Annotated in this window: 24 protein-coding genes, 3 tRNA genes and 1 pseudogene; 21 read left to right on the top strand and 7 right to left on the bottom strand. The window is 72.0% G+C overall.

Features of this window, described 5'->3' with window-relative positions; all coding sequences use genetic code 11:
• A pseudogene (locus ACZ7L0_RS08205) lies at positions 1 to 343 on the bottom strand (hypothetical protein); the annotation flags it as partial.
• 264 nt (positions 344 to 607) lie between these two features.
• On the opposite strand from ACZ7L0_RS08205, the gene ACZ7L0_RS08200 reads away from it, so the two are divergent.
• The 9 genes from ACZ7L0_RS08200 (at position 608) to ACZ7L0_RS08160 (ending at position 9,725) form a co-directional block, all read left to right on the top strand.
• Positions 608 to 1,576, top strand: a complete 969-nt coding sequence (locus ACZ7L0_RS08200) for a complex I subunit 1/NuoH family protein (protein WP_471241577.1) — start codon at positions 608 to 610, stop codon at positions 1,574 to 1,576.
• A 2-nt stretch (positions 1,577 to 1,578) separates the two neighbouring features.
• On the top strand, positions 1,579 to 2,163 hold the full coding sequence (locus tag ACZ7L0_RS08195; protein WP_471241576.1) for a NuoI/complex I 23 kDa subunit family protein: 585 nt from the start codon (positions 1,579 to 1,581) through the stop codon (positions 2,161 to 2,163).
• Positions 2,160 to 2,753 carry an NADH-quinone oxidoreductase subunit J family protein gene (locus ACZ7L0_RS08190; protein WP_471241575.1) on the top strand — a complete coding sequence of 198 codons (594 nt, stop codon included), beginning with the start codon at positions 2,160 to 2,162 and terminating at the stop codon, positions 2,751 to 2,753. The genes ACZ7L0_RS08195 and ACZ7L0_RS08190 overlap by 4 nt, the downstream gene beginning before the upstream one ends.
• Entirely contained in the window at positions 2,753 to 3,133 is a 381-nt protein-coding gene (gene nuoK / locus ACZ7L0_RS08185; RefSeq protein ID WP_471241574.1) for an NADH-quinone oxidoreductase subunit NuoK, read from the top strand. The genes ACZ7L0_RS08190 and nuoK overlap by 1 nt, the downstream gene beginning before the upstream one ends.
• Complete coding sequence (locus ACZ7L0_RS08180; protein ID WP_471241573.1) at positions 3,130 to 5,124, top strand: NADH-quinone oxidoreductase subunit 5 family protein; 1,995 nt, start codon at positions 3,130 to 3,132, stop codon at positions 5,122 to 5,124. The genes nuoK and ACZ7L0_RS08180 overlap by 4 nt, the downstream gene beginning before the upstream one ends.
• A 6-nt stretch (positions 5,125 to 5,130) precedes the next feature.
• Positions 5,131 to 6,705 carry a complex I subunit 4 family protein gene (locus ACZ7L0_RS08175; RefSeq protein ID WP_471241572.1) on the top strand — a complete coding sequence of 525 codons (1,575 nt, stop codon included), beginning with the start codon at positions 5,131 to 5,133 and terminating at the stop codon, positions 6,703 to 6,705.
• Positions 6,702 to 8,234 carry an NADH-quinone oxidoreductase subunit N gene (locus ACZ7L0_RS08170; protein WP_471241571.1) on the top strand — a complete coding sequence of 511 codons (1,533 nt, stop codon included), beginning with the start codon at positions 6,702 to 6,704 and terminating at the stop codon, positions 8,232 to 8,234. The genes ACZ7L0_RS08175 and ACZ7L0_RS08170 overlap by 4 nt, the downstream gene beginning before the upstream one ends.
• Positions 8,235 to 8,472: 238 nt before the next feature.
• A complete protein-coding gene (gene htpX, locus ACZ7L0_RS08165; RefSeq protein WP_471241570.1) occupies positions 8,473 to 9,336 on the top strand; it encodes a zinc metalloprotease HtpX in 864 nt (287 codons plus the stop codon).
• A complete protein-coding gene (locus ACZ7L0_RS08160; RefSeq protein WP_471241569.1) occupies positions 9,333 to 9,725 on the top strand; it encodes a YccF domain-containing protein in 393 nt (130 codons plus the stop codon). Before htpX ends, ACZ7L0_RS08160 begins: the two co-directional genes overlap by 4 nt.
• A 58-nt stretch (positions 9,726 to 9,783) precedes the next feature.
• Here ACZ7L0_RS08160 and ACZ7L0_RS08155 read toward each other — a convergent pair whose 3' ends face one another.
• On the bottom strand, positions 9,784 to 11,058 hold the full coding sequence (locus ACZ7L0_RS08155) for an APC family permease (protein ID WP_471241568.1): 1,275 nt from the start codon (positions 11,056 to 11,058) through the stop codon (positions 9,784 to 9,786).
• 154 nt (positions 11,059 to 11,212) lie between these two features.
• On the opposite strand from ACZ7L0_RS08155, the gene ACZ7L0_RS08150 reads away from it, so the two are divergent.
• Positions 11,213 to 11,479, top strand: a complete 267-nt coding sequence (locus ACZ7L0_RS08150; RefSeq protein WP_471241567.1) for a GlsB/YeaQ/YmgE family stress response membrane protein — start codon at positions 11,213 to 11,215, stop codon at positions 11,477 to 11,479.
• 52 nt (positions 11,480 to 11,531) lie between these two features.
• Here ACZ7L0_RS08150 and ACZ7L0_RS08145 read toward each other — a convergent pair whose 3' ends face one another.
• Positions 11,532 to 12,020: a YajQ family cyclic di-GMP-binding protein gene (locus ACZ7L0_RS08145; RefSeq protein ID WP_355940763.1), complete on the bottom strand. Its 489-nt coding sequence runs from the start codon at positions 12,018 to 12,020 to the stop codon at positions 11,532 to 11,534.
• Positions 12,021 to 12,256: 236 nt separating this feature from the next.
• Here ACZ7L0_RS08145 and ACZ7L0_RS08140 point away from each other — a divergent pair.
• Positions 12,257 to 12,338 (top strand) — tRNA-Tyr (locus ACZ7L0_RS08140).
• A 136-nt stretch (positions 12,339 to 12,474) separates the two neighbouring features.
• Positions 12,475 to 12,705: a hypothetical protein gene (locus ACZ7L0_RS08135; RefSeq protein ID WP_471241566.1), complete on the top strand. Its 231-nt coding sequence runs from the start codon at positions 12,475 to 12,477 to the stop codon at positions 12,703 to 12,705.
• 16 nt (positions 12,706 to 12,721) lie between these two features.
• On the opposite strand, the gene ACZ7L0_RS08130 is transcribed toward ACZ7L0_RS08135, so the two are convergent.
• Positions 12,722 to 13,378, bottom strand: coding sequence for an SDR family oxidoreductase (locus tag ACZ7L0_RS08130; RefSeq protein WP_471241565.1), 657 nt, complete (start codon positions 13,376 to 13,378; stop codon positions 12,722 to 12,724).
• A gap of 165 nt (positions 13,379 to 13,543) precedes the next feature.
• A complete protein-coding gene (locus ACZ7L0_RS08125) occupies positions 13,544 to 14,806 on the bottom strand; it encodes an amidohydrolase family protein (RefSeq protein ID WP_471241564.1) in 1,263 nt (420 codons plus the stop codon).
• 268 nt (positions 14,807 to 15,074) lie between these two features.
• On the opposite strand from ACZ7L0_RS08125, the gene ACZ7L0_RS08120 reads away from it, so the two are divergent.
• From ACZ7L0_RS08120 to ACZ7L0_RS08100, 5 genes are all read left to right on the top strand, one after another.
• Positions 15,075 to 15,147 (top strand) — tRNA-Thr (locus tag ACZ7L0_RS08120).
• Between the two features lie 46 nt (positions 15,148 to 15,193).
• Positions 15,194 to 15,266, top strand: a tRNA-Met gene (locus ACZ7L0_RS08115).
• Positions 15,267 to 15,354: 88 nt separating this feature from the next.
• Entirely contained in the window at positions 15,355 to 15,519 is a 165-nt protein-coding gene (gene rpmG, locus ACZ7L0_RS08110) for a 50S ribosomal protein L33 (RefSeq protein WP_003948671.1), read from the top strand.
• 102 nt (positions 15,520 to 15,621) lie between these two features.
• Complete coding sequence (locus ACZ7L0_RS08105; RefSeq protein ID WP_471241563.1) at positions 15,622 to 16,077, top strand: FAS1-like dehydratase domain-containing protein; 456 nt, start codon at positions 15,622 to 15,624, stop codon at positions 16,075 to 16,077.
• A gap of 7 nt (positions 16,078 to 16,084) precedes the next feature.
• Positions 16,085 to 16,513, top strand: coding sequence for a MaoC family dehydratase (locus tag ACZ7L0_RS08100; protein WP_471241562.1), 429 nt, complete (start codon positions 16,085 to 16,087; stop codon positions 16,511 to 16,513).
• 96 nt (positions 16,514 to 16,609) lie between these two features.
• Here the strand turns inward: ACZ7L0_RS08100 and ACZ7L0_RS08095 are convergent, their stop codons facing one another.
• The gene (locus ACZ7L0_RS08095; RefSeq protein ID WP_471241561.1) at positions 16,610 to 17,884 is read right to left on the bottom strand and encodes an MFS transporter; all 1,275 of its coding nucleotides are present in this window, start codon (positions 17,882 to 17,884) and stop codon (positions 16,610 to 16,612) included.
• A 38-nt stretch (positions 17,885 to 17,922) separates the two neighbouring features.
• On the opposite strand from ACZ7L0_RS08095, the gene ACZ7L0_RS08090 reads away from it, so the two are divergent.
• The 4 genes from ACZ7L0_RS08090 to ACZ7L0_RS08075 all read left to right on the top strand — a co-directional run bounded on the left by ACZ7L0_RS08090 (position 17,923) and on the right by ACZ7L0_RS08075 (position 21,933).
• The gene (locus tag ACZ7L0_RS08090) at positions 17,923 to 18,558 is read left to right on the top strand and encodes a CGNR zinc finger domain-containing protein (protein ID WP_471241560.1); all 636 of its coding nucleotides are present in this window, start codon (positions 17,923 to 17,925) and stop codon (positions 18,556 to 18,558) included.
• 32 nt (positions 18,559 to 18,590) lie between these two features.
• Positions 18,591 to 19,160: a TetR/AcrR family transcriptional regulator gene (locus ACZ7L0_RS08085; protein ID WP_471241559.1), complete on the top strand. Its 570-nt coding sequence runs from the start codon at positions 18,591 to 18,593 to the stop codon at positions 19,158 to 19,160.
• Between the two features lie 104 nt (positions 19,161 to 19,264).
• Positions 19,265 to 20,725 carry an MFS transporter gene (locus ACZ7L0_RS08080; RefSeq protein ID WP_471241558.1) on the top strand — a complete coding sequence of 487 codons (1,461 nt, stop codon included), beginning with the start codon at positions 19,265 to 19,267 and terminating at the stop codon, positions 20,723 to 20,725.
• A 152-nt stretch (positions 20,726 to 20,877) separates the two neighbouring features.
• Entirely contained in the window at positions 20,878 to 21,933 is a 1,056-nt protein-coding gene (locus ACZ7L0_RS08075) for a UDP-N-acetylmuramate dehydrogenase (protein ID WP_471241557.1), read from the top strand.
• Positions 21,934 to 22,095: 162 nt separating this feature from the next.
• On the opposite strand, the gene ACZ7L0_RS08070 is transcribed toward ACZ7L0_RS08075, so the two are convergent.
• The gene (locus ACZ7L0_RS08070; protein WP_471241556.1) at positions 22,096 to 23,136 is read right to left on the bottom strand and encodes an adenosine deaminase; all 1,041 of its coding nucleotides are present in this window, start codon (positions 23,134 to 23,136) and stop codon (positions 22,096 to 22,098) included.
• Positions 23,137 to 23,254 lie beyond the last annotated feature (118 nt).

Genomic DNA, 23,254 nt, shown 5'->3' with positions numbered 1-23,254 from the left:
ACGACACCGCTCCCGCCGGTCCGCGCCGGTCGCGCAGCGTGAGCGAGGGGTCCGCGACGCAGCGCGCGGAGGAGGCGGCTCCGGCGGAGCCGACGGTGCCGGCGGCGTCGCCGGGTGAGTCGGAACCGGCGGTGCCATCCGGCCCATCGGCTCCCGCCGGTCCGCGCCGGTCGCGCAGCGTGAGCGAGGGGTCCGCGACGCAGCGCGCGGAGGAGGCGGCTCCGGCGGAGCCGACGGCGACATCACCGGGCACGCCCACCCGGCCACCGCGCTCCACCGCCCCCCGCAGCTCCGACGCCCCCTGGCACCACGCCCGCCCGGCCTTCGACGAAGCCGAGGACAAGCGCGCCCCGAACCCGGAAGCGGAGAAACCAGCAGCGCCCGCACCCGAGGCGCCAGCGGCCAAGGCGCCTGCGCCCGAGGAGCCCGCGGCCGAGGGCCCCGCGCCTGAGGAGCCCAAGCCCGCGCCGGAGGAGCCCGCAGTCAAGGAGCCGGCGCCCGAGGAGCCCGCGTCCGAGGACGCCCCCGAAAGCAGCGGCCCCGGTACCCCGAACCCAGAAGACCCGCCCCGTAACCCGCCCCGTAACGACTCCACAGGAGGCCCGCAGTGAACGACGTGATGGACGTCGCCCTGCGACTCCTGGTCGTCTTCGTCGTCTTCCTCACCTTTCCGCTGATCGTCGGTCAGACGGAGCACAAGGTGATGGCCCACATGCAGGGCCGCCTCGGCCCGATGTACGCCGGCGGCTTCCACGGCTGGGCCCAGCTCATCGCGGACGGCGTGAAGTTCGCGCAGAAGGAGGACGTCGTACCCGCGGGCGCGGACCGCCGTATCTTCCAGCTCGCCCCCGCCGTGGCCCTCCTCCCGTACCTCCTGGTGCTCCTCGCCATCCCCATCGGTCCCGGGGAAGGAGCCGTGGGCCAGGTCCTCGACGCGGGCGTCTTCTTCGTGCTCGCGGTGATGGGCGTCGGCGTGCTCGGCTCGCTCATGGCCGGCTGGGCCAGCGCCAACAAGTTCTCCCTCCTCGGCGGCCTGCGTACCGCCGCCCAGCTCCTCGCCTACGAACTCCCCATGCTGCTGGCCGCCGCCTCGGTGGCGATGGCGGCGGGAACCGTGTCGCTCCCCGGCATCCTGCACGCCTTCCACTGGTGGTGGCTGCCCTGGCAGATCGTCGGCGCGGTCGTCTTCTTCGTCGCCGGGCTGGCCGAGCTCCAGCGCCCGCCCTTCGACATGCCCGTCGCCGACTCGGAGATCATCTTCGGCGCGTACACCGAGTACACCGGGCTGCGCTTCGCCCTGTTCCTCCTCGCCGAGTACGCCGGCATCGTCGTTCTGTGCGGCCTGACCACCGTCCTCTTCCTCGGCGGCTGGCACGGCCCCTGGGGCGCCGACGGCCTCGGCTGGCTCTGGACCCTGCTGAAGACCGCGATCCTCGCCTTCGTCGTCATCTGGCTCCGCGTCACCTACCCCCGCCTGCGCGAGGACCAGCTGCAGAAACTCTCCTGGACCCTCCTCGTCCCCCTCTCCCTCGCCCAGATCGCCCTCACCGGCATCGTCAAGGTGGTGATCCAGTAACCATGGCTGAGCCTCTCCCGCCCTCCCGGCCCCGCATTCCCGGTTCCGGCCTGGCCAAGGGCCTGGCCGTCACCCTCCGCACGATGACCAGGAAGACGGTCACCCAGCAGTACCCGGAGGTCCAGCCCGACCTCCCGCCCCGCACCCGCGGCGTCATCGGCCTGTTCGAGGAGAACTGCACGGTCTGCATGCTGTGCGCCCGCGAGTGCCCGGACTGGTGCATCTACATCGACTCCCACAAGGAGACGATCCCGGCGGCGACCCCCGGCGGCCGGGAACGCAGCCGCAACGTCCTCGACCGCTTCGCCATCGACTTCTCCCTGTGCATGTACTGCGGTATCTGCATCGAGGTCTGTCCTTTCGACGCCCTGTTCTGGTCCCCGGAGTTCGAGTACGCCGAGACCGACATCCACGAACTCACCCACGAGCGCGACAAGCTCCGCGAGTGGATGTGGACCGTCCCGGCCCCGCCCGCCCTCGACCCCGGCGCCGAGGAACCGAAGGAGATCGCCGCCGCCCGCAAGACCGCCGAGAAGCTGGCGGCGGCCCAGGCCGAGCCGGCCGAGCCGCGGGAGGGACAGTCGTGACCCTCGCCGCCGCATCCCACGGCTTCCTCTCCCCGACCGGAGTCGAGATCGCCTTCCTCCTCGTCGGCCTGGTCACCTTCGGCGCCGCGCTGGTCACCGTCACCACCCGGCAGCTGGTGCACGCCGCCCTGTGGCTGGTGGTGACCCTCGGCGGCCTCGCCGTGGAGTACCTGCTGCTCACGGCCGAATTCATCGCCTGGGTACAGGTCCTGATCTACGTCGGTTCCGTCGTCGTCCTCCTCCTGTTCGGTCTGATGCTCACCAGGGCCCCCATCGGCCGCTCCCCGGACGCCGACTCCGGCAACCGCTGGGCCGCCCTCACCGTGGCCGCCGCCGCGGCGGCAGCCCTGGTCTGGGTGGTCGTCGACGCCTTCCGCACCACCTGGATCGACCTGGACGGGCCGGCCGCCGGCTCGACGAAGGCCACCGGCGCCAGCCTCTTCCAGAACTGGGTCCTCCCCTTCGAGGCCCTCTCCGTCCTCCTCCTCGCCGCCCTGGTCGGCGCGATCGTCCTGTCCCGCAAGGCCAAGGCGGACGAGGCCGCGGCAACCGCCCCGGACACCCGCAGCGCGAAGGAAGGCGTCCGCTGATGCACCTCGCCTATCCCGCCGTACTCTCCGCCCTCCTGTTCTGCACCGGCCTGTACGGCGTCCTCGCCCGCCGCAACGCGATCCTGGTCCTGATGTCGGTCGAGCTGATGCTCAACGCCGTCAACCTCAACCTGGTCGCCTTCGACGTCTGGCTCAGCAAGGCCGCCGAGGAGACCCTGCACTCCGGCCAGGCCCTGACCCTGTTCACCATCGCCATCGCCGCCGCCGAGATCGGCATCGGCCTGGCGATCGTCCTCGCCGTCCACCGCAACCGCGGCACCGCGGACATCGACAAGCTCCGCGACACCGCCGAGGGCCACGCGGCCGACGACCCCGACAGCGACGCCCCCGCGGCCGAGAAGGCTGAGGCCACCGCGTGACCACGACCACCCTCGCCGTCCTCGTCCCCCTCCTGCCGTTCCTGGGCGCCGCGGCCGGCCTGCTCCTGGGCCGCACGGCCCCCGCCTTCGTGCGCCCGCTCGCCGTCCTGCCGACGCTGGCCGCGCTGGTGCTGGCCGTGCTGGTCGCCGTGCGCCAGGGCGGCGGCCAGGCCATCAGCAGCCACACCGAGCTCACGCCCACCGGTTCGGTTCCGATCGAGCTCGCCCTGTACATCGACGGCTTCGCCGCCCTCGTCGCCGTGCTCGTCGGCGTCGTCGCCACCTGCGTGCAGGTCTACTCGACCGGCTACCTGCGCGACGACCCGCGCTATCCCTCGTACGCGGCCCTGGTCTCCCTGTTCACCTCCGCGATGTTCCTGGTCGTCTACTCCGGCGACCTGATCGTGCTGCTGGTCGGCTGGGAAGTCATGGGCATCTGCTCCTACTTCCTGGTCGGCCACTACTGGGAGACCCCGGAGGCCCGCGCCGCCTCCCTCAAGGCCTTCCTGGTCACCAAGCTCGGCGACGTGCCGTTCCTGATCGGCCTGTTCGCGCTGGCCACCGACGCGGGCTCGTTCCGCATCACACGCGTCCTCGCCACCGTCGCGAGCGGCGGCCTGGACCACCCCACTGCGATCGCGCTGCTGCTCCTGGCGGGCGTGGCAGGGAAGTCGGCGCAGTTCCCGCTGCACACCTGGCTCCCGGACGCGATGGCGGGCCCCACGCCCGTCTCCGCGCTGATCCACGCCGCGACGATGGTCGCCGCCGGTGTCTACTTCATCGCCCGGCTCCTCCCGGTCTTCGAGGCCTCCTCGGCCGCGATGGTCGTCCTCGCCGTCATGGCCGCCGTGACGATGACCGGCTCCGGCCTCGCCGCGCTCGCCCAGGACGACATCAAGCGCGTCCTCGCCTACTCGACGATCGGCCAGCTCGGCTACATGACCGGCGCCCTCGCCGTCGGCGACCGCGGTGCCGCCGTCTTCCACCTCCTGTCCCACGGCGCCTTCAAGGCGCTGCTCTTCCTCGCGGCCGGCGTGATCATCCACGCCGCCGGCACCAACTCGCTGGCCGCCATGTCCCGCATGAGCCATCTGCGCGACCGCATCCCCGACGCCTTCTGGACGATGACCGTGGCGCTCCTCGCGCTCGCCGCCATCCCTCCCTTCAGCGGCTTCTTCTCCAAGGAGTCCGTCCTCGGCGCCGCCGAGCACACCGCCACCGGCCACACCGCGCACGTCCCCGGCAGCGCGGGCTGGATCGTCCTCGTCGCCGGAATGCTCACCGCCCTGCTCACCGCCGCCTACGCGACCCGCCTGTGGCTGCTGGCGTTCAGCGGGCGCGGTACCGAGGCCCCCGACCACGGGAAGCAGCCGCTCACCATGACGGTGGTGCTGTGGGTGCTCGCCGCCCCGTCCCTCGCCCTCGGCGGATTCGCCTATCGCTCGCTGCCCGGCTGGTTCGACGGCCGCGACCTGACCCCGACCCTCACCACATCGGTCCTCGGCACGGGCCTCGCCCTGGTCGGCGGGATCGTCACCTACGGCGCCTGGCAGCGCACCACCGTGCTCGCCGCCCGGGTCCCGCTGGGCGCGGTCGCGGCCCACCCCGAGGGCGACGCCGGACTGGTCGAGGCCGAGGCCATCGCCAGCCACGCACCCGCCTACGGCGGCGTGGCATACGCACCCGACCCGGCGGACCCCGGACGGCTGCTGCTCGGCCCGCTGCACCGGCACGCGGCCGTCGGCTTCCACCTGGACGCCGTGTACGCGGCGCTGTTCGTCCGCCCGGTCCAGGCCGGAGCGACCCTCGTCCGGTTCCTCGACCGCGAGGTCGTCGACACCTACGTACGCGGCGCGGCAGCGCTGCCCCGGCTGCTCGGGGCCGCCGTACGGCGCGCCCAGACCGGCAATCTGCAGACCTATGTGAGCGCGCTGCTCGCCGGCACCGTCGTCCTGGCGGTCGCCGTCCTCCTCGTCGCCTCGGGAGCGTGAGCAGGCGTGATCGATATCAACGAGTCCGTGATGCGGTTCCTTCTGGCATTCATCGTCGTCGGCCCGCTCCTGGGCGCGCTCGCCGCCCTCCTGCCCGCCCCGCCCGGACTGAAGGGGAAGTCGCCCGAGCAGGCCGTGCTCCGGCACGGCGTGACCGTGACCGGCGTGGTCCTCATCGCCGCCGTCGTCCTCGCGCTCGGCTTCGACCACGACCATCCGTCGAAGATGCAGGCCACGACCGACATCAGCTGGATCCCCGCACTCGACGTGCGGATCCACCTCGGCATCGACGGCATTTCCCTCCCCCTTCTGGTCCTTACCGCGCTGCTGACCTTCCTCTGCGCGCTGTACTCCTACTTCAAGATGCCCGCGGGCCCGTCCCCGAAGGCCTTCGTCGCGCTGGTGCTCGTCCTCGAGTCCGGCACCCTCGCGACCTTCGCCGTCCTCGACCTGCTGCTGTTCTTCCTGGCATTCGAGACGGTGCTCATCCCGATGTACTTCCTCATCGCCCGCTGGGGCGGCGAGGGGCGGACCCAGGCCGCCTGGAAGTTCATCCTCTTCACGCTGCTCGGGTCCGTCGTCATGCTGCTCGGCCTGCTCCTGATCGGAATCAAGGCGGGCACGTTCGACATGATGGCACTCGCCACTGACAACGGCCGGTCGCTGAGCACATCCGTGCAGGTCATCGCCGTTTTGGCGATCGGGATCGGGCTCGCGGTCAAGACCCCGATGTGGCCCTTCCACAGCTGGCTGCCGGACGCCCACACCGCCGCGCCCACCGTCGGCTCGGTGCTGCTGGCCGGCGTACTGCTGAAGATGGGTACGTACGGGTTCGTCCGGATCCTCCTCCCTGTCGCACCCGAGGGCTTCCACACCTTCGCGCCCTACCTCGCGGCCTTCGCCGTGGTCGGGATCATCTACGGATCCCTGGCCTGCCTGGCCCTCGCCAAGCAGGGCGCGAAGGGCGACCTCAAGCGGCTCATCGCCTACTCCTCCGTCGGCCACATGGGCTTCGTCCTGCTCGGCATCGCCACCACCACCCCGACCGGCGTGAACGGCGCGCTGTTCGCCAACATCGCCCACGGCCTCATCACCGGCCTCCTCTTCTTCCTGGTCGGCTCGCTGAAGGACCGCACCGGCACCACGGACCTCGACACCCTCGCCGAGGAGACGGGCGCCGCGCTGTACGGCAAGGCCCCGCGCCTCGGCGGCCTGCTCGCCTTCGGCGCTGTCGCCTCGCTCGGCCTGCCGGGGCTCGCGGGGTTCTGGGGCGAGATGCTGGCGCTGTTCGGCGCGTTCAAGCCCGCCGCCGACCTCAGCCGCCCCGCGTTCCTCACGTTCATGGCGATCGGCGCGTTCGGCACGCTGCTCACGGCCGCGTACATGCTGATCGTGGTCCGCCGCGTCTGCATGGGCGCCGTACCCCGGGAAGTCCCCCAACTCGCCGACGTCCACGGCTACGAGTTCGCGGCCTGGACCCCGCTCGTCGCCCTCACCGTCGTCGCCGGGCTCTGGCCGAAGATCCTCCTCGGCCTGACCGACCCGGCCGTGCAGCAGCTCCTCGCAGGAGGCACCCGATGAGCGCCCTGGCCCAGCCCCTGGCGGAGGCCGCCCAGTCAGCCGTTCAGTCCGTCGACTGGCTGGCCATCGCACCGCCCACCGTGGCGGCGGTCGTCGCCCTCGTCGTCCTCGTCGCCGACCTGTTCGTGTCCGACGCCAGGAAGGCCGTCCTCGGCTGGGTCTCGGTCGCCGGGCTCGCCGCTTCCGCGCTCCTGCTGCTGCCCCTCCTGGACGGCGACCGCAGCACCTTCTGCCTCACCGGCGCCACGCACGCGTGCAGCTACACCGCCGACCGGTTCACCCTCGTCATCCAGTTCCTCGTGTTCGGCGGCGCCCTCCTCGCGGCCCTGCTGTCGGTCACCACGCTCAACGACGCCGGCCGGCGCGTCCCGGAGGGGGAGTTCTGGTTCCTGCTGCTCTCCTCCGCCGCGGGCGCCGCCCTCCTGCCCGCCTCCCGTGATCTGGCGACCCTGATCGTCGCCCTGGAGGTCGCCTCCCTGCCCGCCTTCGCCCTCGTCGGCATCCGGCACGGCGACCGGCGCTCCTCCGAGGCGGCCCTGAAGTTCTTCCTGTCCTCGGTCACCGCCACCGCGGTCAGCCTGATGGGCATCAGCTTCGTCTACGCCTCCACCGGCACCCTCTACCTCACCCAGGTCGCCGACCGGATCCAGCACGTCGACGGCCAGCTCCACACCCTCGCCCAGACCGGAGTCGTCCTCACCCTCGTCGGCTTCGCCTTCAAGACGGCCGCCGTCCCCTTCCATTTCTGGGTGCCCGACACCTATGTGGGAGCCCCCCTGCCCATCGCCGCCTACCTGTCGGTCGTCGGCAAGGCGGTCGGCTTCTCCGGCCTGATCCTCGTCACCGTCGTCGCCTTCCCGTCGTACGCCGACGTCTGGGGCCCGGCACTCGCCGCACTGGCCGCCCTCACCATGACCGTCGGCAACGTCGGCGCCCTGCGCCAGCAGGCCACGCGCGCGTACAGCGCGGTACGACTGCTCGCCTGGTCCTCCGTCGGCCAGGCCGGCTATCTGCTGGTGCCGATCGCCGCCGCCGGGTACACCGAGGACGGCCAGAAGGCCATCGGCTCCACGGTCGCCTACGCGCTGATGTACGCCGCCGTGAACCTCGGCGCCTTCGCGGTGGCCGCGCTCGTGGGCCGTACGAAGTCGCTCAACCGGATCACCGACTACCGGGGCCTGTACGCGTCCAACCCGCTGACCGCGCTGCTCATGGCCTTCTTCCTGCTGTGCCTGGCCGGACTGCCGCCCGGCATCATCGGCCTGTTCGCCAAGGTCACCGTCTTCTCGGCGGCCGTCGACGCGGGCCTCGGCTGGCTCGCGGTCGTCATGGCCGTCAACGTGGTGATCGCGCTGTTCTACTACCTCCAGTGGACGGCCCTGCTGTTCCGCGCCCCCGAGGGCGAGCCCGCGCGGCACCGCGTCCCCGCCCCGCTCACCGCCGCCCTCGCACTCACCGGGGTCCTCGGCATCGTGCTCTCCGGAGCCCCTCAGCTCGTACTCCGTTTCGCGGGTACCGGCCTCTTCTGACGACTCCCCACGCGCGCGTGGGGAACCCGGCCCCCACGCGCGCGTGCCCGCCCCGGGCCTGGTCACCCGGACGGCCCACGCGCGTCGTCACGGGCACAAGGGAACTAGTGGCCCTCGCCTGGCGTTGACCAGTGCGGGAGGGTCCACTGGACGTGACACCACGGCACCAGTGGCATGGAGATCAGCAAGCGACCAGCAAGCAAAGGGTTCCCCTGCTGCACCACTTGGAGGGCGTACCGTGCACCGCCGGCACAACGGGCTCAGGACCGCAGTCCTCCTCGGGGGACTGTCCGCGCTCATCATCGTCATCGGCAGCTTCTTCGGCCGGATGGGCCTGATCATCGCGGTTGTCATCGCCCTGGGCACCAACGCCTACGCGTACTGGAACAGCGACAAGCTGGCGCTACGCGCGATGCGCGCCCGCCCGGTGAGCGAGTTCGAGGCCCCCGCCCTCTACCGCATGGTCCGCGACCTCTCCACCCAGGCCCGCCAGCCCATGCCCCGCCTGTACATCTCCCCGACGGAGGCACCGAACGCCTTCGCGACGGGCCGCAACCCGCGCAACGCCGCCGTGTGCTGCACCGAGGGCATCCTGCGCCTCCTCGACGAGCGCGAACTGCGCGGCGTCATCGGCCACGAGCTCAGCCACGTCTACAACCGGGACATCCTCATCTCCTCGGTCGCCGGCGCGCTCGCCTCGGTGATCATGTTCCTGGTCAACTTCGCCTGGCTGATCCCGATCGGCCGCTCCGACGACGACGAGGGCCCCGGCCTGTTCGGCATGCTGCTGATCATGATCCTGGGGCCGCTCGCCGCCAGCCTGATCCAGCTGGCCATCAGCCGGTCCCGGGAGTACGAGGCGGACGCCTCCGGCGCCCAGCTCACCGGCGACCCGCTCGCCCTCGCCGGCGCCCTGCGCAAGCTCGACGCCGGCACCAAGCAGCTTCCGCTGCCCCCGGAGCCGCGGATCGAGACCGCGAGCCACATGATGATCGCGAACCCCTTCCGCCCGGGGCAGGGGCTGTCGAAGATGTTCTCCACGCATCCGCCGATGGCGGAGCGCATCGCCCGGCTCGAGAAGATGGCAGGTCGTAACCAGTGAGAACCATCCTGAACGTCATTTGGCTGATCCTGAGCGGCTTCTGGCTCTTCCTCGGCTATCTGCTCGCGGGCGTGCTGCTGTGCATCACGATCATCGGCATCCCGTTCGGTGTCGCGGCGTTCCGTATCGGCGTCTACGCCCTGTGGCCCTTCGGGTACACGACGGTCGAGCGCCGCGACGCGGGCGCCGCCTCCTGCGTAGGCAACGTCCTGTGGCTGGTCCTGGCCGGCTGGTGGCTGGCCATCGCCCACATCGTCACCGGTCTCGCCCTGTGCGTCACGATCATCGGCATCCCGTTCGGCATCGCCAACTTCAAGCTGATCCCCGTCTCCCTGCTCCCCCTGGGACGCGAGATCGTGCCGACGGACCAGCCGTTCGCGGCGCGCTGACGCGTCAACACGGGCGCCGCGGACCCGGCCTGACGTCCCGTCGGGCACGGTCCACCCGTCAGCGGCCCTGCCCCTCCCCGGTGCCACCCCTGCCGCGCCCCACCCACCGCCGTACCGCGAAAGCCCCCGCCCCCGCGGCCAGCAAACCCGCGCCCACCGCCACCGAGACCACCGGCAGGGCGAACGCCAGCGTCACGCAGCCCAGGAGCCCCACCGCCGGTGCGACACGCGCCCACGGAGCCGTGCTCAGGGTCCAGGCCGACGCGTTGGCCACCGCGTAGTAGGCCAGCACGCCGAAGGAGGAGAAGCCGATGGCGCCCCGTACGTCCACCGTCGCCGCCACCACGGCGACGACCGCGCCCACGGCGAGCTCGGCCCGGTGCGGGACGTGGAAACGCGGATGCACGGCGGCCAGGGCCCCGGGCAGATGACGGTCGCGGGCCATCGCCAGCGTCGTCCGCGACACGCCCAGGATCAACGCGAGCAGCGACCCCAGCGCGGCCACGGCGGCCCCCACCCGCACCACGGGCACCAGCCCCGGAACCCCGGCCGCCCGCACCGCGTCGGCCAGTGGCGCGGCCGCGTGCCCGAGACGGTCCGCGCCGAGTACGGAGAGGACGGCGACGGCCACGCACACGTACACCGCCAACGCGATACCGAGGGCCAACGGGATGGCGCGGGGGATGGTGCGCGCGGGATCCCGCACCTCCTCACCGAGGGTCGCGATCCGCGCGTAGCCCGCGAAGGCGAAGAAGAGCAGCCCGGCCGCCTGCAGCACCCCGCCGCCGCCCGCCGACAGGCCGATGTCCAGCCGCCCGGCCTCGGCCCGCCCGGAGGCCAGGCACACGACCGCCACGGACGCGAGGACCGCCAGCACCACGGCCACGATCACCCGCGTCAGCCAGGCGGACTTCTGGATGCCGCCGTAGTTCACCGCGGTCAGCGCCACCACGGCCACCACCGCCACCACATGCGCGTGCGCCGGCCAGACGTACGCCCCCACGGTCAGCGCCATCGCCGCGCAGGAGGCCGTCTTCCCGACGACGAAGGCCCAGCCGGCGAGGTAGCCCCAGAAGACCCCGAGCCGCTCCCTCCCGTACACGTAGGTGCCGCCGGAGGCCGGGTACAGGGCGGCGAGCCGTGCCGACGAGGTGGCGTTGCAGTAGGCCACCACGGCCGCGACGGCCAGCGCCGGCAGCAACCCCGACCCGGCCGCGCGCGCCGCGGGCCCGAAGGCGGAGAACACGCCCGCCCCGACCATCGAGCCGAGCCCGACGACCACGGCGTCCCGCACCCCTAGGGTGCGCCGCAACTCGGAACCGGAGCGTGTCATGCGCCGACCCTACTGATCGCCGCAACCGCCCGGTGTGGCCCGGACGTCCTGTTCATCAACACGGCACGAACACGCGCACGACCGACGGCCGGTCCTCACCGGATTCTCAAGGACCGGACGGTGCGGGCACGGCACGGAAGGGCAGGTTCACGGCATGAGCATCATCGGTTGGATCATCCTGGGGCTTCTGGCCGGAGCCATCGCCAAGGTCCTGCTGCCGGGCCGTGACCCGGGCGGCTTCGTCGGCACGACCCTCATCGGCGTCGCGGGCGCGTTCATCGGCGGCTGGATCTCGGCCCGCTGGCTGGACTACCCGGTGACCAAGCACTTCTACGACGGCGCCACCTGGGCCGCCGCGATCGGCGGTTCGCTCGTCCTGCTGATCGTCTACCGCATCCTGTTCGGCAACTCGCGCGACTGAGGGGGCGGGCACCTCCGGGTGCCCGCCCCCTCCGCCTCGCTGAGACCCCGTCCTACCGGTAGTTCACGAACTGCAGCGCGAAGTCGAAGTCCTTGCCCTTCAGGAGGGCGATCACGGCCTGCAGGTCGTCGCGGCTCTTGGAGCTGACGCGCAGCTCGTCGCCCTGGACCTGCGCCTTCACGCCCTTCGGGCCCTCATCGCGGATGATCTTCGCCACCTTCTTCGCGTTCTCCTGGGAGATGCCCTCCTCGATCGACGCGAAGATCTTGTACTCCTTGCCGGAGAGCTGGGGCTCGCCGGCGTCCAGCGCCTTCAGCGAGATGCCCCGCTTGATCAGCTTGGACTGGAAGACGTCGAGGACCGCCTTGACCCGCTCCTCGGAGTTCGCCTCCATCAGGATCTTCTCGCCGGACCACGAGATCGAGGCACCCACGCCCTTGAAGTCGTAGCGCTGCGAGATCTCCTTGGCGGCCTGGTTGAGGGCGTTGTCGACCTCCTGCCGCTCGACCTTCGAGACGATGTCGAAACTGGAGTCGGCCATGTCCTGTGGCTCCTTGTATCCGGGTGCGTATCGAGTGCATATCGGGTGCGTGTCGGCGTGCGTGGTGGCGGCCGCCGAGCCCGGCACGAAGGCCGGACCGCATCCGCACCAGCCTAGCCACCCCACGTGCCCGCGGGGCCGATCAATCGAGTGGCGAAGCACCCCTCCCCATCGGGTATTGTTTACGTCGTTGCCAGGGAGCACCGCCGAAAAGCGGTTCGACCGGCATCACCCCCGGCGGTGTGCCCGAGCGGCCAAAGGGAGCAGACTGTAAATCTGCCGGCTCAGCCTTCCCAGGTTCGAATCCTGGCGCCGCCACGCTGAGAAAGACCCCCTCCGATCTACGGATACGTAGATCGGAGGGGGTCTTTGCGTGCCGTTTCGGATCACGGAGGGTGAGGTCCGTCACCTCGCCGCTCATGGCGTTGTCAGTGCCCCGGGGCACACTGGCTCCATGTCGTCCGCATCCCCTCGGCCCCCGCGGCGCAGGATCTGCCCGGTGTGCCGTCGTGAAATCGCCGTCGTCGCCGGGCGCTTCGCGCGGCACGATCCGCCCGGTGCGCGGCGCGGCGGTGACCTCGTCTCGTGTTCCGGATCGCGGAGGCAGGCGGAACTGGGGGCCGTGCAGCCCTCGTTGGACGGGTACGCCGTGCCGGACTTCCCCGGTCAGCTGCCTCTCTTCTGACCGGCGGCGGTCAACGTCAGTTCCCCGCGACCGACTTCACGGCCACCGTCACCGGAGTCGACCCGCTGATCAGCTCCAGCGTCAGGCCCGCCGTCGCCGGAGTCTCCACCAACTCCGCCAGCACGGCCGCCACGTCGTCGCGCGGGACCGACCCGCGGCCGGTGTGCGCCTCCAGGCGCAGCAGGCCGGTGCCGGGCTCGTCCGTCAGCGAACCGGGGCGCAGGATCGTCCAGTCCAGGGTGTCCAGGGTGCTGACGTGCGCGTCGGCCTCGCCCTTGGCGCGCAGGTACACGTCGAAGACGTCGTCGCCCTGGTGCGCCGGATCCGCGCCCATGGAGGAGACGACCAGGAAACGGCGTACGCCCGCCCGGACGGCCGCGTCCGCGAACAGGACCGCCGAGCCCTTGTCCACCGTCTCCTTGCGGGCCACGCCGCTGCCCGGGCCGGCGCCCGCCGCGAAGACCGCCGCGTCCGCACCCTGCAGATGCGCCGCGACCTCCTCCACCGAGGCCGACTCCAAATCGAGCAGGACCGGTTCGGCCCCGGCCTCCCGCAGGTCGTCACCCTGCTCTGGCTTGCGGATGATGCCCGCTACCTCGTATCCGCGCGCGGCGAGCAGCCGCTCCAACCGCAGCGCGATCTGACCATGACCACCAGCGATGACTATGCGCATGTTTCCGACCGTACGCCCGAAGGGCCGCATCCGCCGCATGACTTCACCTGGGCCCCATGTGGCAGGCGGACTGTTCACCGACGGAGGCCACCGGCGGACAGAGCGCCACCCTCCGGCCCAGTCACGCGCGGGCGCGGGGGCGGCCGACACGCTCGCCGGACAGGACTAGGACAGCTCCCCCCGCCCCTGCCGAGGCAGCCCCAGTTCCGCCGCCGCGGCCGAGTTGCAGTACTCGCGTACCGCGCTGGTGCGTGCCACCACGCGCCCCCGGTGCACCACGATCCGGCTGTACGCCAGGGACAGCACGCCGGCGAGGTGGTCGCCGCGCACGGCGAGGAGCTCGGCGGGGAAGCCGGCCTCGACGCGCACCTCGGGCAGGCCGAGGACCGCGCGGGCGGAGGTGCTGATGGCGTCGTAGGCGTCCTCGGGGCGCAGGCCGTGGCGGGAGGCGAGCAGGTAGGCCGCCTCCAGGGGGTCGCCGCGTCCGACCGGGTTGGAGACGTCCCGCAGCGCGCCGCTGCCGGCCGCGACCCGTACGCCGGCCGCGCGCAGCAGCCGTACCGGAGCCGTGCCCCGTCCGTCGACGCCCCCGCAGCCGCCCTGGGGCAGGCACACCACCGTGACGCCGGCCGCGGCGAGCTGGTCCGCGACACGTGAGGCCGCCTCGGCGGGCAGCCGGGCCAGGCCGGCGCACGGGCCGAGCGTCACACCGGGGCGCAGGCCGCCCGCCATCGCCGCGACCCGGGCCAGGCGGGCGGGGTCGGCGGCGTCCGTGTGCAGGTCGACCGGGCAGCCGTGCTCGGAGGCGATCTCCAGCACCGCCTCCACGTATCCCGTGGGGTCCGGGTCCAGATCCGGACAGCCGCCCACCACCGAGGCGCCCATCCGCACCGCGTCCCGCAGTATCGCGAGCCCGTCCGCCCCCGCCATCCCGGTCAGCACCCGCGGCACCGCCACCGCCGTCAGCGCCGCCAGCCCGCGCAGCGACCGCCGCGCCCGCAGGACGGCCGCCAGCGCGCCCAGGCCCTGGACGTCGCCCACGCGCACGTGTGCCCGCAGTGCCGTCGCCCCGTGGCCCAGCTGGAGCAGGGCGGCCTCCGTGGCCCGGCGCTGGACGTCGTCGGGTTCGTACGAGGCCGGGCCGCCGTCCTCGGCCGACAGTGCGGTGTCGCCGTGGGCGTGCGGTTCGGCCGGGGCCGGCAGCAGCAGATAGCCGCCGAGGTCCACGCGCGCGCCGCCGGATCGCGTCGGTCCCGGCGCCAGGCTGCCGGCCGTACCGACCGCCTCGATGCGCCCGCCGCCCAGCCGTACGTCCACGCTCCGGCCGTCGGTCAGCCGGGCCCCGCACAGCAGGAGCGGCGTCGACGGGTCCGGCGGGTTCGACGGGTTCGACGACGAGGAAGACGGCTGTGGCTGGCTCTCGGGCATCGCGCTCCAGGGACTCGGGGCTGCGCAAACGGGCGCATGATCACGCAGAGTGAGTCGAGCGTAGGGTGGCGGGCCCTGCCTGGCGGGGAGGAGCGCAATAGTCGTACGAGCGTGGTCCGGCCCGCGCGGGGCCGGTCGTACGGCCCGCGGGAGAGGCGTACGAGAGGGGCGTACGGGGCCGGTGAGAGGCCTGCCGGACGGGGCGGGTCGGGTGGCGCGAAACGGATTTGGGTGAACGGCGGCGGAGCGTGTAATGTCTTCATCGCTCGCCCCAATAGCTCAGTCGGCAGAGCGTCTCCATGGTAAGGAGAAGGTCTACGGTTCGATTCCGTATTGGGGCTCTGGTGTGAATGGTTCCCGTCGCAAGGCGGGGACCGATCGCATCACAGCGGTGTAGCTCAGTCGGTAGAGCAAGCGGCTCATAATCGCTGTGTCACCGGTTCAAGTCCGGTCACCGCTACTGACAGTAGCCGATTGCGGGGTCGGTCCTTCGATCGGCTACTCTTTCTTGCGTTAAATGTCCCATCCGTTCGTCAAGGAGCACTCACGTGGCTGCCACCGACGTCCGCCCGAAGATCACGCTGGCCTGCGTGGAGTGCAAGGAGCGGAACTACATCACCAAGAAGAACCGGCGTAACAACCCGGACCGTCTTGAGATGAAGAAGCACTGCCCGCGTTGCAACGCGCACACCGCGCACCGCGAAACGCGATAAAACAGGCTCGTACGTCGAGGCCGTCCCCGATCACTCGGGGGCGGCCTCGCGTCGTTGAGCGACCCGTACCGGTCAGTAGAGCAAGCAGGAGGTGCCGAGCCCATGGCGCTCGACCAGTCCTTCGTGGGGCGGACCTACCCGCCCACCGAGCCCTATGAGGTGGGCCGGGAGAAGATCCGCGAGTTCGCCGAGGCGGTGGGGGACACCAACCCGGCGTACACGGACGCGGAGGCCGCCAAGGCGCTCGGCCACCCCGATGTGATCGCCCCGCCGACCTTCGTCTTCGCGATCAGCTTCAAGGCCGCGGGACAGGTCATCGAGGACCCGCAGCTCGGCCTCGACTACAGCCGCGTGGTGCACCGCGACCAGAAGTTCGTCTACACCCGCCCCGTGCGCGCCGGTGACCGGCTGTCGGTCACCTCCACCATCGAGGACATCAAGTCCCTCGCGGGCAACGACATCCTGGACATCCGCGGCGAGGTCCACGACGAGGCGGGCGAGCACGTCGTGACCGCCTGGACCAAGCTCGTGGCCCGCGCTGCGGACGAGGAGGCGTGAGGAAGCGATGACGGCGAAGATCGCGTACGACGACGTCGAGGTCGGCACCGAGCTGCCGGCGCAGACCTTCCCTGTGACCCGTGCCACCCTCGTGCGCTACGCGGGTGCCTCCGGGGACTTCAACCCGATCCACTGGAACGAGAAGTTCGCCAATGAGGTGGGCCTGCCGGACGTCATCGCGCACGGCATGTTCACCATGGCCGAGGCGATCCGCGTGGTCACCGACTGGACCGGTGACCCGGCCGCGGTCGTCGAGTACGGCGTCCGCTTCACCAAGCCCGTCGTCGTCCCCAACGACGACCAGGGCGCCACGATCGAGGTCAGCGCCAAGATCGCGGCCAAGCTCGACGACAACACCGTCCGTGTCGACCTGACGGCGATCAGCGCCGGGCAGAAGGTGCTGGGCATGTCCCGGGCGGTCGTCCGGCTCGCCTGAGCGGCGAGCGGCAGACAGCCGGGAGAGGTACGCGGTAAGGGGCGCTCGCCAATGGCGGGTGCCCCTTACTTGCCGGAGATCCGCCTGCCGGACGCCTTACTCGCTGAGCTCCCCCTGCCGGACGCCTGAGCGGTTCCCCCGCCCGCCGGGTATCGCCCCGGCGATCTGCACACCGGCCGCCGCCAGCAGTGTGCCCGGAAGTGACCAGTCGGTCATCGGGCCCGCCACCGCCGCGCCCAGGGCGAAGCCGGTGATCTTCAGGCTGGCGCCGGTGGTGAAGACCTGGCCGCGCAGCCGCTCCGGGGCCTCCCGGTGCCGTACCGCGAACAGCGCCGTGAGCTGCGGACCCTCCCCGGCGCCGGCGAGCAGGACGGCGAGAGCGAGCAGCGCGGGGCGGCCGGTGGCGGCCAGGGTGAGGGCGGCGGCCTGGAGCAGCGCGGCGGTGCGGATGATCGTGTCGGCGGCCAGGCGGACGGGGGAGCGGGCCAGGGCGGCGCTCGCCGCCAGGGAGACGACGGCGATGCCGGAGAGCAGTAACGCGCCGTGCCCGGTTCCGCCGAGGGAACGGGCCCCCAGTAACGGCGTGCAGCTGATCAGCATGCCCTGCGCCGCGCAGGAGGTGGCCGACGTCAGGGTCGCCCGGGCCAGGGGCGGGCTGTGCATGATGCAGCTCACGCCCGCGACGAGGTCGTCGATCACCGTGACCGCGCCCGGGGACTCGCCCCCGTTCGGGGCCGGGCGGGCGGCCACCGTGTCCTGTGACCTCTGCCGCACTTCCCCTGGTTCCTCCCCTGGTCCCTCCCGGCCCTTCGCCGACCGCTCCGGCAGCGCCCAGGCGACCGGCAGGCCCGACCCGATGAGCAGCACCGACAGCACGACCCCCGCCGCGGCCCCCAGCAACCCCGCGGTGACGCCGGCGAGGGCGGGGCCCGCCAGGCTCGCCACGCCGAAGGTCATGGCGTCCAGGGCGGTGGCGCGCGGCAGCCCCTCCGGCGGTACGACGCGGGGCAGTTGGGCGGTCCAGCCGCCCGACAGGGCCGGCCCGAACAGACCCGTCCCCACGGCGATCACGAGAACGAGCGCGAACGGCAGCCGGTCCAGCGCCGCGAGGATCAGCACCAACCCGGCCCCGTACGCGGCCAGCGCGCCCGCCAGCAGTCGGCCCGGTCGCGCCGACCGGTCGAGGAACACGCCCAGCACGGGACCGCCCACCGCCGCCGCGGCCGTCACGGCCGCGAGCAGCGAGGACGCCTCCGTGACCGAACCCGCGACCGCGAAACCGGCCAGCAGCAGCGCGGGGCCGGACATCTCGTCGCCCGTGCGGACGGCCGTCGCCCCGGCCAGATAGACCCCTGTGCAACGCCTCTTCATCGAAGTGACGTTACGCACGTAACTTAAAACGTCTCAATATGCGTTACGTTCGCAGCGTGCCCTCCCTCCCCCCCGACTGGTCGACCCGCCACTCCGTCCTCACCAACGCCCGCCGCACCGCCGCCCTGGTCAACGCCCTGACCGGCACTCCGTCCCGCGAAGCGGGCCCCGAGGCGGAAGCGCGCCCGGCTCCGGAAGCGATCGCCGCCGTCCTGCGCGAGTACGGCGAGACCGGCCCTCTCGAACTGACCGCCCAGGACGTCGGACGGATGCGGGCGGCGGCCGTGCTCCTGCGCGAGGTCTTCGCCGCGGACCACGTGGACACGGCCGCCGCCTCCCTCAACCGCCTCCTCCGCGACCACGGAGGACCGCTGCGCCTCACCTCGCACGGCGGCGGCACGCCCTGGCACCCGCACCTCGACCGGGACGACGACGCTCCCTGGGACGAGTGGCTTCTCGCCTCCTCCTGCCTGGCCCTCGCCGTCCTCGTATGGGATCACCAGCGCCCCCCGGGCCGGGTCTGCGCCTCGCCCACCTGCGAGAACGTCTTCATCGCGCAGGGGCAGGGCCCCGAGCGCCGGTACTGCTCCCGGCGCTGCGCCACCCGGGAACGGGTCGCCGCCCACCGCCGTGCCTCGACGGGAGGCACCAAGCCCTCAACACCGAGCCCTTGACGTAGTTAGTGATTGAGTACTAACTTAGCCGCATGGTCAGGATGAGCGCAGACGAGAGGCGTGAGAGCGTCATCCGCGCGGCGATGAGCGAGTTCGCCCGCGGTGGCTATCACGGCACGTCCACCGACGCGATCGCCAAGCGGGTCGGTGTCTCGCAGCCGTATCTCTTCCGGCTCTTCCCGGGCAAGAAGGCGATCTTCCTGGCGGCGGCCGAGCGCTGCGTGGAGGACACCATCCGCTCCTTCGCGGAGGCCGCCGAGGGACTGGAGGGCGAAGAGGCCCAGCGTGCCATGGCGAACGCGTACGTCCAGGTCATCGCGGAGCAGCCCGAGCGGCTGATGATGCAGATGCAGATGTACCTCGCGGTGGCGGCGGCCGAGGAGGAGGGTGACCCCGCGTTCGGCGAGTCCGTGCGCGCCGGATGGATGCGCCTGTGGGACGCCGTGCACCTGCCGCTCGGCGCCGACGTGAGCGAGACGACCACCTTCATGGCGTACGGGATGCTGATCAACTGCCTGGTGGCCATGGGGTTTCCGCCCGAGCATCGGGTGTGGGAAGGGCTTTACCCGTCGGCGCGGGTGAACGGCCGGCTGGAGAAGTAGCGCGATCGCAGGGCCGGGCGGGGTGCCTACCCCGTCTTCGGGACCGGTTTCTCACGACCAGCAAAGTTAGTCATCGCTAAATAAATATTTGCTCTGGGGGAGCGATGTCACAGCAGACAGCACAGACCACCGCACGTCGCGGGGGAGCCGCCTGGGCCCTCGTCATCACCAGCGTCGCCGGATTCATGGCGGCCCTCGACAACCTCGTCGTCACCACCGCCCTGCCCTCCATCCGCAAGGACCTCGGCGGAGGGCTGGACGACCTGGAATGGACCGTGAGCGCCTACACGCTCACCTTCGCCGTCCTGCTGATGTTCGGCGCGGCGCTCGGCGACCGGTTCGGCCGGCGCCGGCTCTTCCTCGCCGGGCTCACCGTCTTCACCGGCGCGTCCGCCGCCGCGGCTCTGGCGTCCGGCATCGACACCCTCATCGCCGCCCGCGCGGTCCAGGGCGTCGGCGCGGCGATCATGATGCCCCTCACGCTCACTCTGCTGACGGCCGCCGTGCCCGTCGCCAAGCGCGGGATGGCGTACGGCATCTGGGGTGCCGTCAACGGGCTCGCCGTGGCCTCCGGGCCGCTCGTCGGCGGCAGCCTCACCGAACACGTGTCCTGGCACTGGATCTTCTGGCTGAACGTTCCGCTGGGCGTGGCCCTGCTGCCGCTCGCCCGGCTGCGCCTCGCCGAGTCGTACGGCACCGGCGCCCCGCTCGACATCCCCGGCACCCTGCTCGCCAGCGGCGGCCTCTTCGGGATCGTCTACGGCCTGGTCCGCAGCCCCGTCGACGGCTGGACCAGCCCGCTCGTCCTGACCGGTCTGTTCGCCGGGACCGCGCTGCTCACCGGGTTCGTCCTCTACAGCGTCCGCGCCAAGAACCCCATGCTGCCGATGCGGCTGTTCCGCTCCCGCGCCTTCTCCGGCATCAACGCCGCGAGCCTGCTGATGTTCCTCGGGATGTTCGGCTCGATCTTCCTGCTCAGCCAGTACATGCAGGGCGTGCTCGGCTACTCGCCCACCGAGGCGGGCCTGCGCATGCTGCCCTGGACCGGTATGCCGATGCTCGTCGCGCCGATCGCCGGCATCCTCTCCGACCGCGTCGGCGGCCGTCCGGTCGTCGCCGCCGGGCTCTTTCTCCAGGCCGCCGGCCTCGGCTACATGGCCTACGTGGTCACGGCCGACGCCTCCTACGCCGTCCAGCTGCCCGGTCTGATCATCAGCGGCATCGGCATGGCCCTGTACTTCGCCCCGGCCGCCAACCTGGTGATGTCCAGCGTCCTGCCGCAGGAGCAGGGCATCGCCTCCGGCGCCAACAACGCGCTGCGCGAGGTCGGCGGCGCCCTCGGCATCGCGGTCATGTCCTCGATCTTCTCCGCGCAGGGCGGCTACGAGTCCGCGCAGGACTTCGTCGACGGCCTGCGGCCCGCCCTGGTGACGGGTTCCGCGGTGGTCGCCCTCGCCGCGGTCGCCGCCCTGGCGATCCCGGCCCGGCGCGGCGCCTCCCGGCTCGCGAAGGCGGGCGAGGAGACCGGCGACCAGACCCCGGCCCTGCAGAACACCGCCCACTGACCGCCCGCCCGACCACCTGAGGCACGCGCGCGTACGGCCCCGTCCCCGCCGGCGGGGCCGTACGCGCGCGTGCGGGTCCGTCCCGGGCGGGACGGGAGCCGGGGCCGGTCCGGCGGGCCGGGCTGTCGGTGCCGTCTCGTAGTCTTGGGCGCGTGCAGGAACTCCACGACGCCCCCCTCGCCCCCCTGACCACCTTCCGGCTGGGCGGTCCCGCGACCCGGCTGGTCACCGCCACCACCGACGCCGAGGTCATCGACGCCGTCCGCGAGGCCGACGCCGCCGGCACGCCACTGCTGGTCATCGGTGGCGGGTCGAACCTGGTCATCGGCGACAAGGGCTTCGACGGCACGGCCCTGCGCATCGCCACCACCGGCTTCGAACTGCGGGGTACGACGCTGGAGCTGGCGGCCGGCGAGGTGTGGACCGACGCCGTCGCCCGCACCGTGGAGGCCGGGCTCGCGGGCATCGAGTGCCTCGCCGGTATCCCGGGCTCGGCCGGCGCGACCCCGATCCAGAACGTCGGCGCGTACGGCCAGGAGGTCTCCTCGACCATCACCGAGGTGATCGCGTACGACCGCCGCGCCCACGAGACGGTCGCGCTGACGAACGAGGAGTGCGCCTTCTCGTACCGCCACAGCCGCTTCAAGGCCGACCCCGAGCGTTACGTGGTCCTGCGCGTCCGCTTCTCCCTCCAGGACGCGGACGGGCTGTCGGCGCCGGTCAAGTACGCCGAGGCGGCCCGCGCCCTCGGCGTCGAGCCCGGCGACCGGGTGCCGCTCGCCGCCGCCCGCGAGACCGTGCTGAAGCTGCGCGCGGGGAAGGGCATGGTCCTGGACGCCGAGGACCACGACACCTGGTCGGCCGGGTCCTTCTTCACCAACCCGATCATCGCGGACGCCGAGTTCGCCGCGTTCCGCGCGCGCGTGCGGGAGCGGCTGGGCGACGGCGTCGAGCCGCCCGCCTACCCGGCGGGGGAGGGGCACACCAAGACCTCGGCCGCCTGGCTGATCGACAAGGCGGGCTTCACCAAGGGGTACGGGACCGGCCCCGCCCGCATCTCCACCAAGCACACCCTCGCCCTCACCAACCGGGGCGGCGCGACCACCGAGGACCTGCTCTCCCTGGCCCGCGAGGTCGTCACCGGAGTCCGCGACGCCTTCGGCATCACGCTGGTCAACGAGCCGGTCACGGTGGGCGTCAGCCTGTAGACGGGCCCGGACGCCGCTGAGCGGAATCGCCGTATGAGGCTGAGACCGCGCGAGTTCCGGCCTAGGACCGGTCCCGTACGAGCACCGGGTCGTCCAGCCCTGGCAGCCCCTGCGCCACCCTCCCTGAGCGGTCCCGACCCGAATGTCCGCCCTACGCCCACTTCAAGCGGCCGGGCCGCTGAGCCAGTCGTCCACGCCCGCCAGCAGCTTCGCCTTCACGTCCGCGGGCGCCGCCGAACCGCGAACCGACTGCCGGGCCAGCTCCGCCAGCTCGGCGTCGGTGAAGCCGTGGTGGCGGCGGGCGATCTCGTACTGGGCCGCGAGCCGGGAGCCGAACAGCAGCGGGTCGTCGGCGCCCAGCGCCAGAGACACGCCCGCGTCGAACAGCGTGCGCAGCGGGACGTCCTCCGGCTTCTCGTAGACACCCAGCGCCACGTTCGACGCCGGGCACACCTCGCAGGTCACGCCCCGGTCGGCGAGCCGCTTCAGCAGCCGCGGGTCCTCCGCCGCGCGCACACCATGGCCGATACGGTTCGCGTGCAGGTCGTCCAGGCAGTCGCGGACCGAGTACGGGCCGGTCAGCTCGCCGCCGTGCGGGGCCGACAGCAGACCGCCCTCCTTCGCGATGGCGAAAGCGCGGTCGAAGTCCCGCGCCATACCCCGGCGTTCGTCGTTCGACAGCCCGAAACCGACCACGCCCCGGTCGGCGTACCGCACCGCGAGCCGGGCCAGCGTGCGCGCGTCCAGGGGGTGCTTCATCCGGTTGGCCGCCACCAGCACCCGCATGCCGAGGCCGGTCTCCCGCACCGTCGTGTCCACCGCGTCCAGGATGATCTCCAGCGCCGGGATCAGCCCGCCCAGACGGGGCGCGTACGAGGTCGGGTCCACCTGGATCTCCAGCCAGCCCGAGCCGTCCCTGAGGTCCTCCTCGGCCGCCTCCCGCACCAGCCGCTGGATGTCCTCCGGCTCCCTCAGACAGGAGCGCGCCGCGTCGTAGAGCCGCTGGAAGCGGAACCAGCCCCGCTCGTCCGTCGCCCGCAGCTTCGGCGGCTCACCGCTGGTCAGGGCTTCGGTGAGCACATCGGGCAGGCGCACGCCGTACTTGTCGGCCAGTTCCAGCACGGTCCCCGGCCGCATCGAGCCGGTGAAGTGCAGGTGCAGATGGGCTTTCGGCAGCTCAGAGACATCACGTACACGCTCCATCCCAGGATCCTGCCGTACGTTCGTGCAGTCCCGGAAGCGGATTCCCCGAACGTGGTCTTGCTCGCACAAAGGGACGGGGGGTCACCCACGACTTGCGTAGGTGACCCCCCGTACGGAG

It is taken from the genome of Streptomyces sp. NPDC039424 (genome assembly GCF_055639495.1).
The sequence above is the reverse complement of the archived record's forward strand: the minus strand, read 5'-3'. Positions and strand labels throughout refer to the sequence as shown.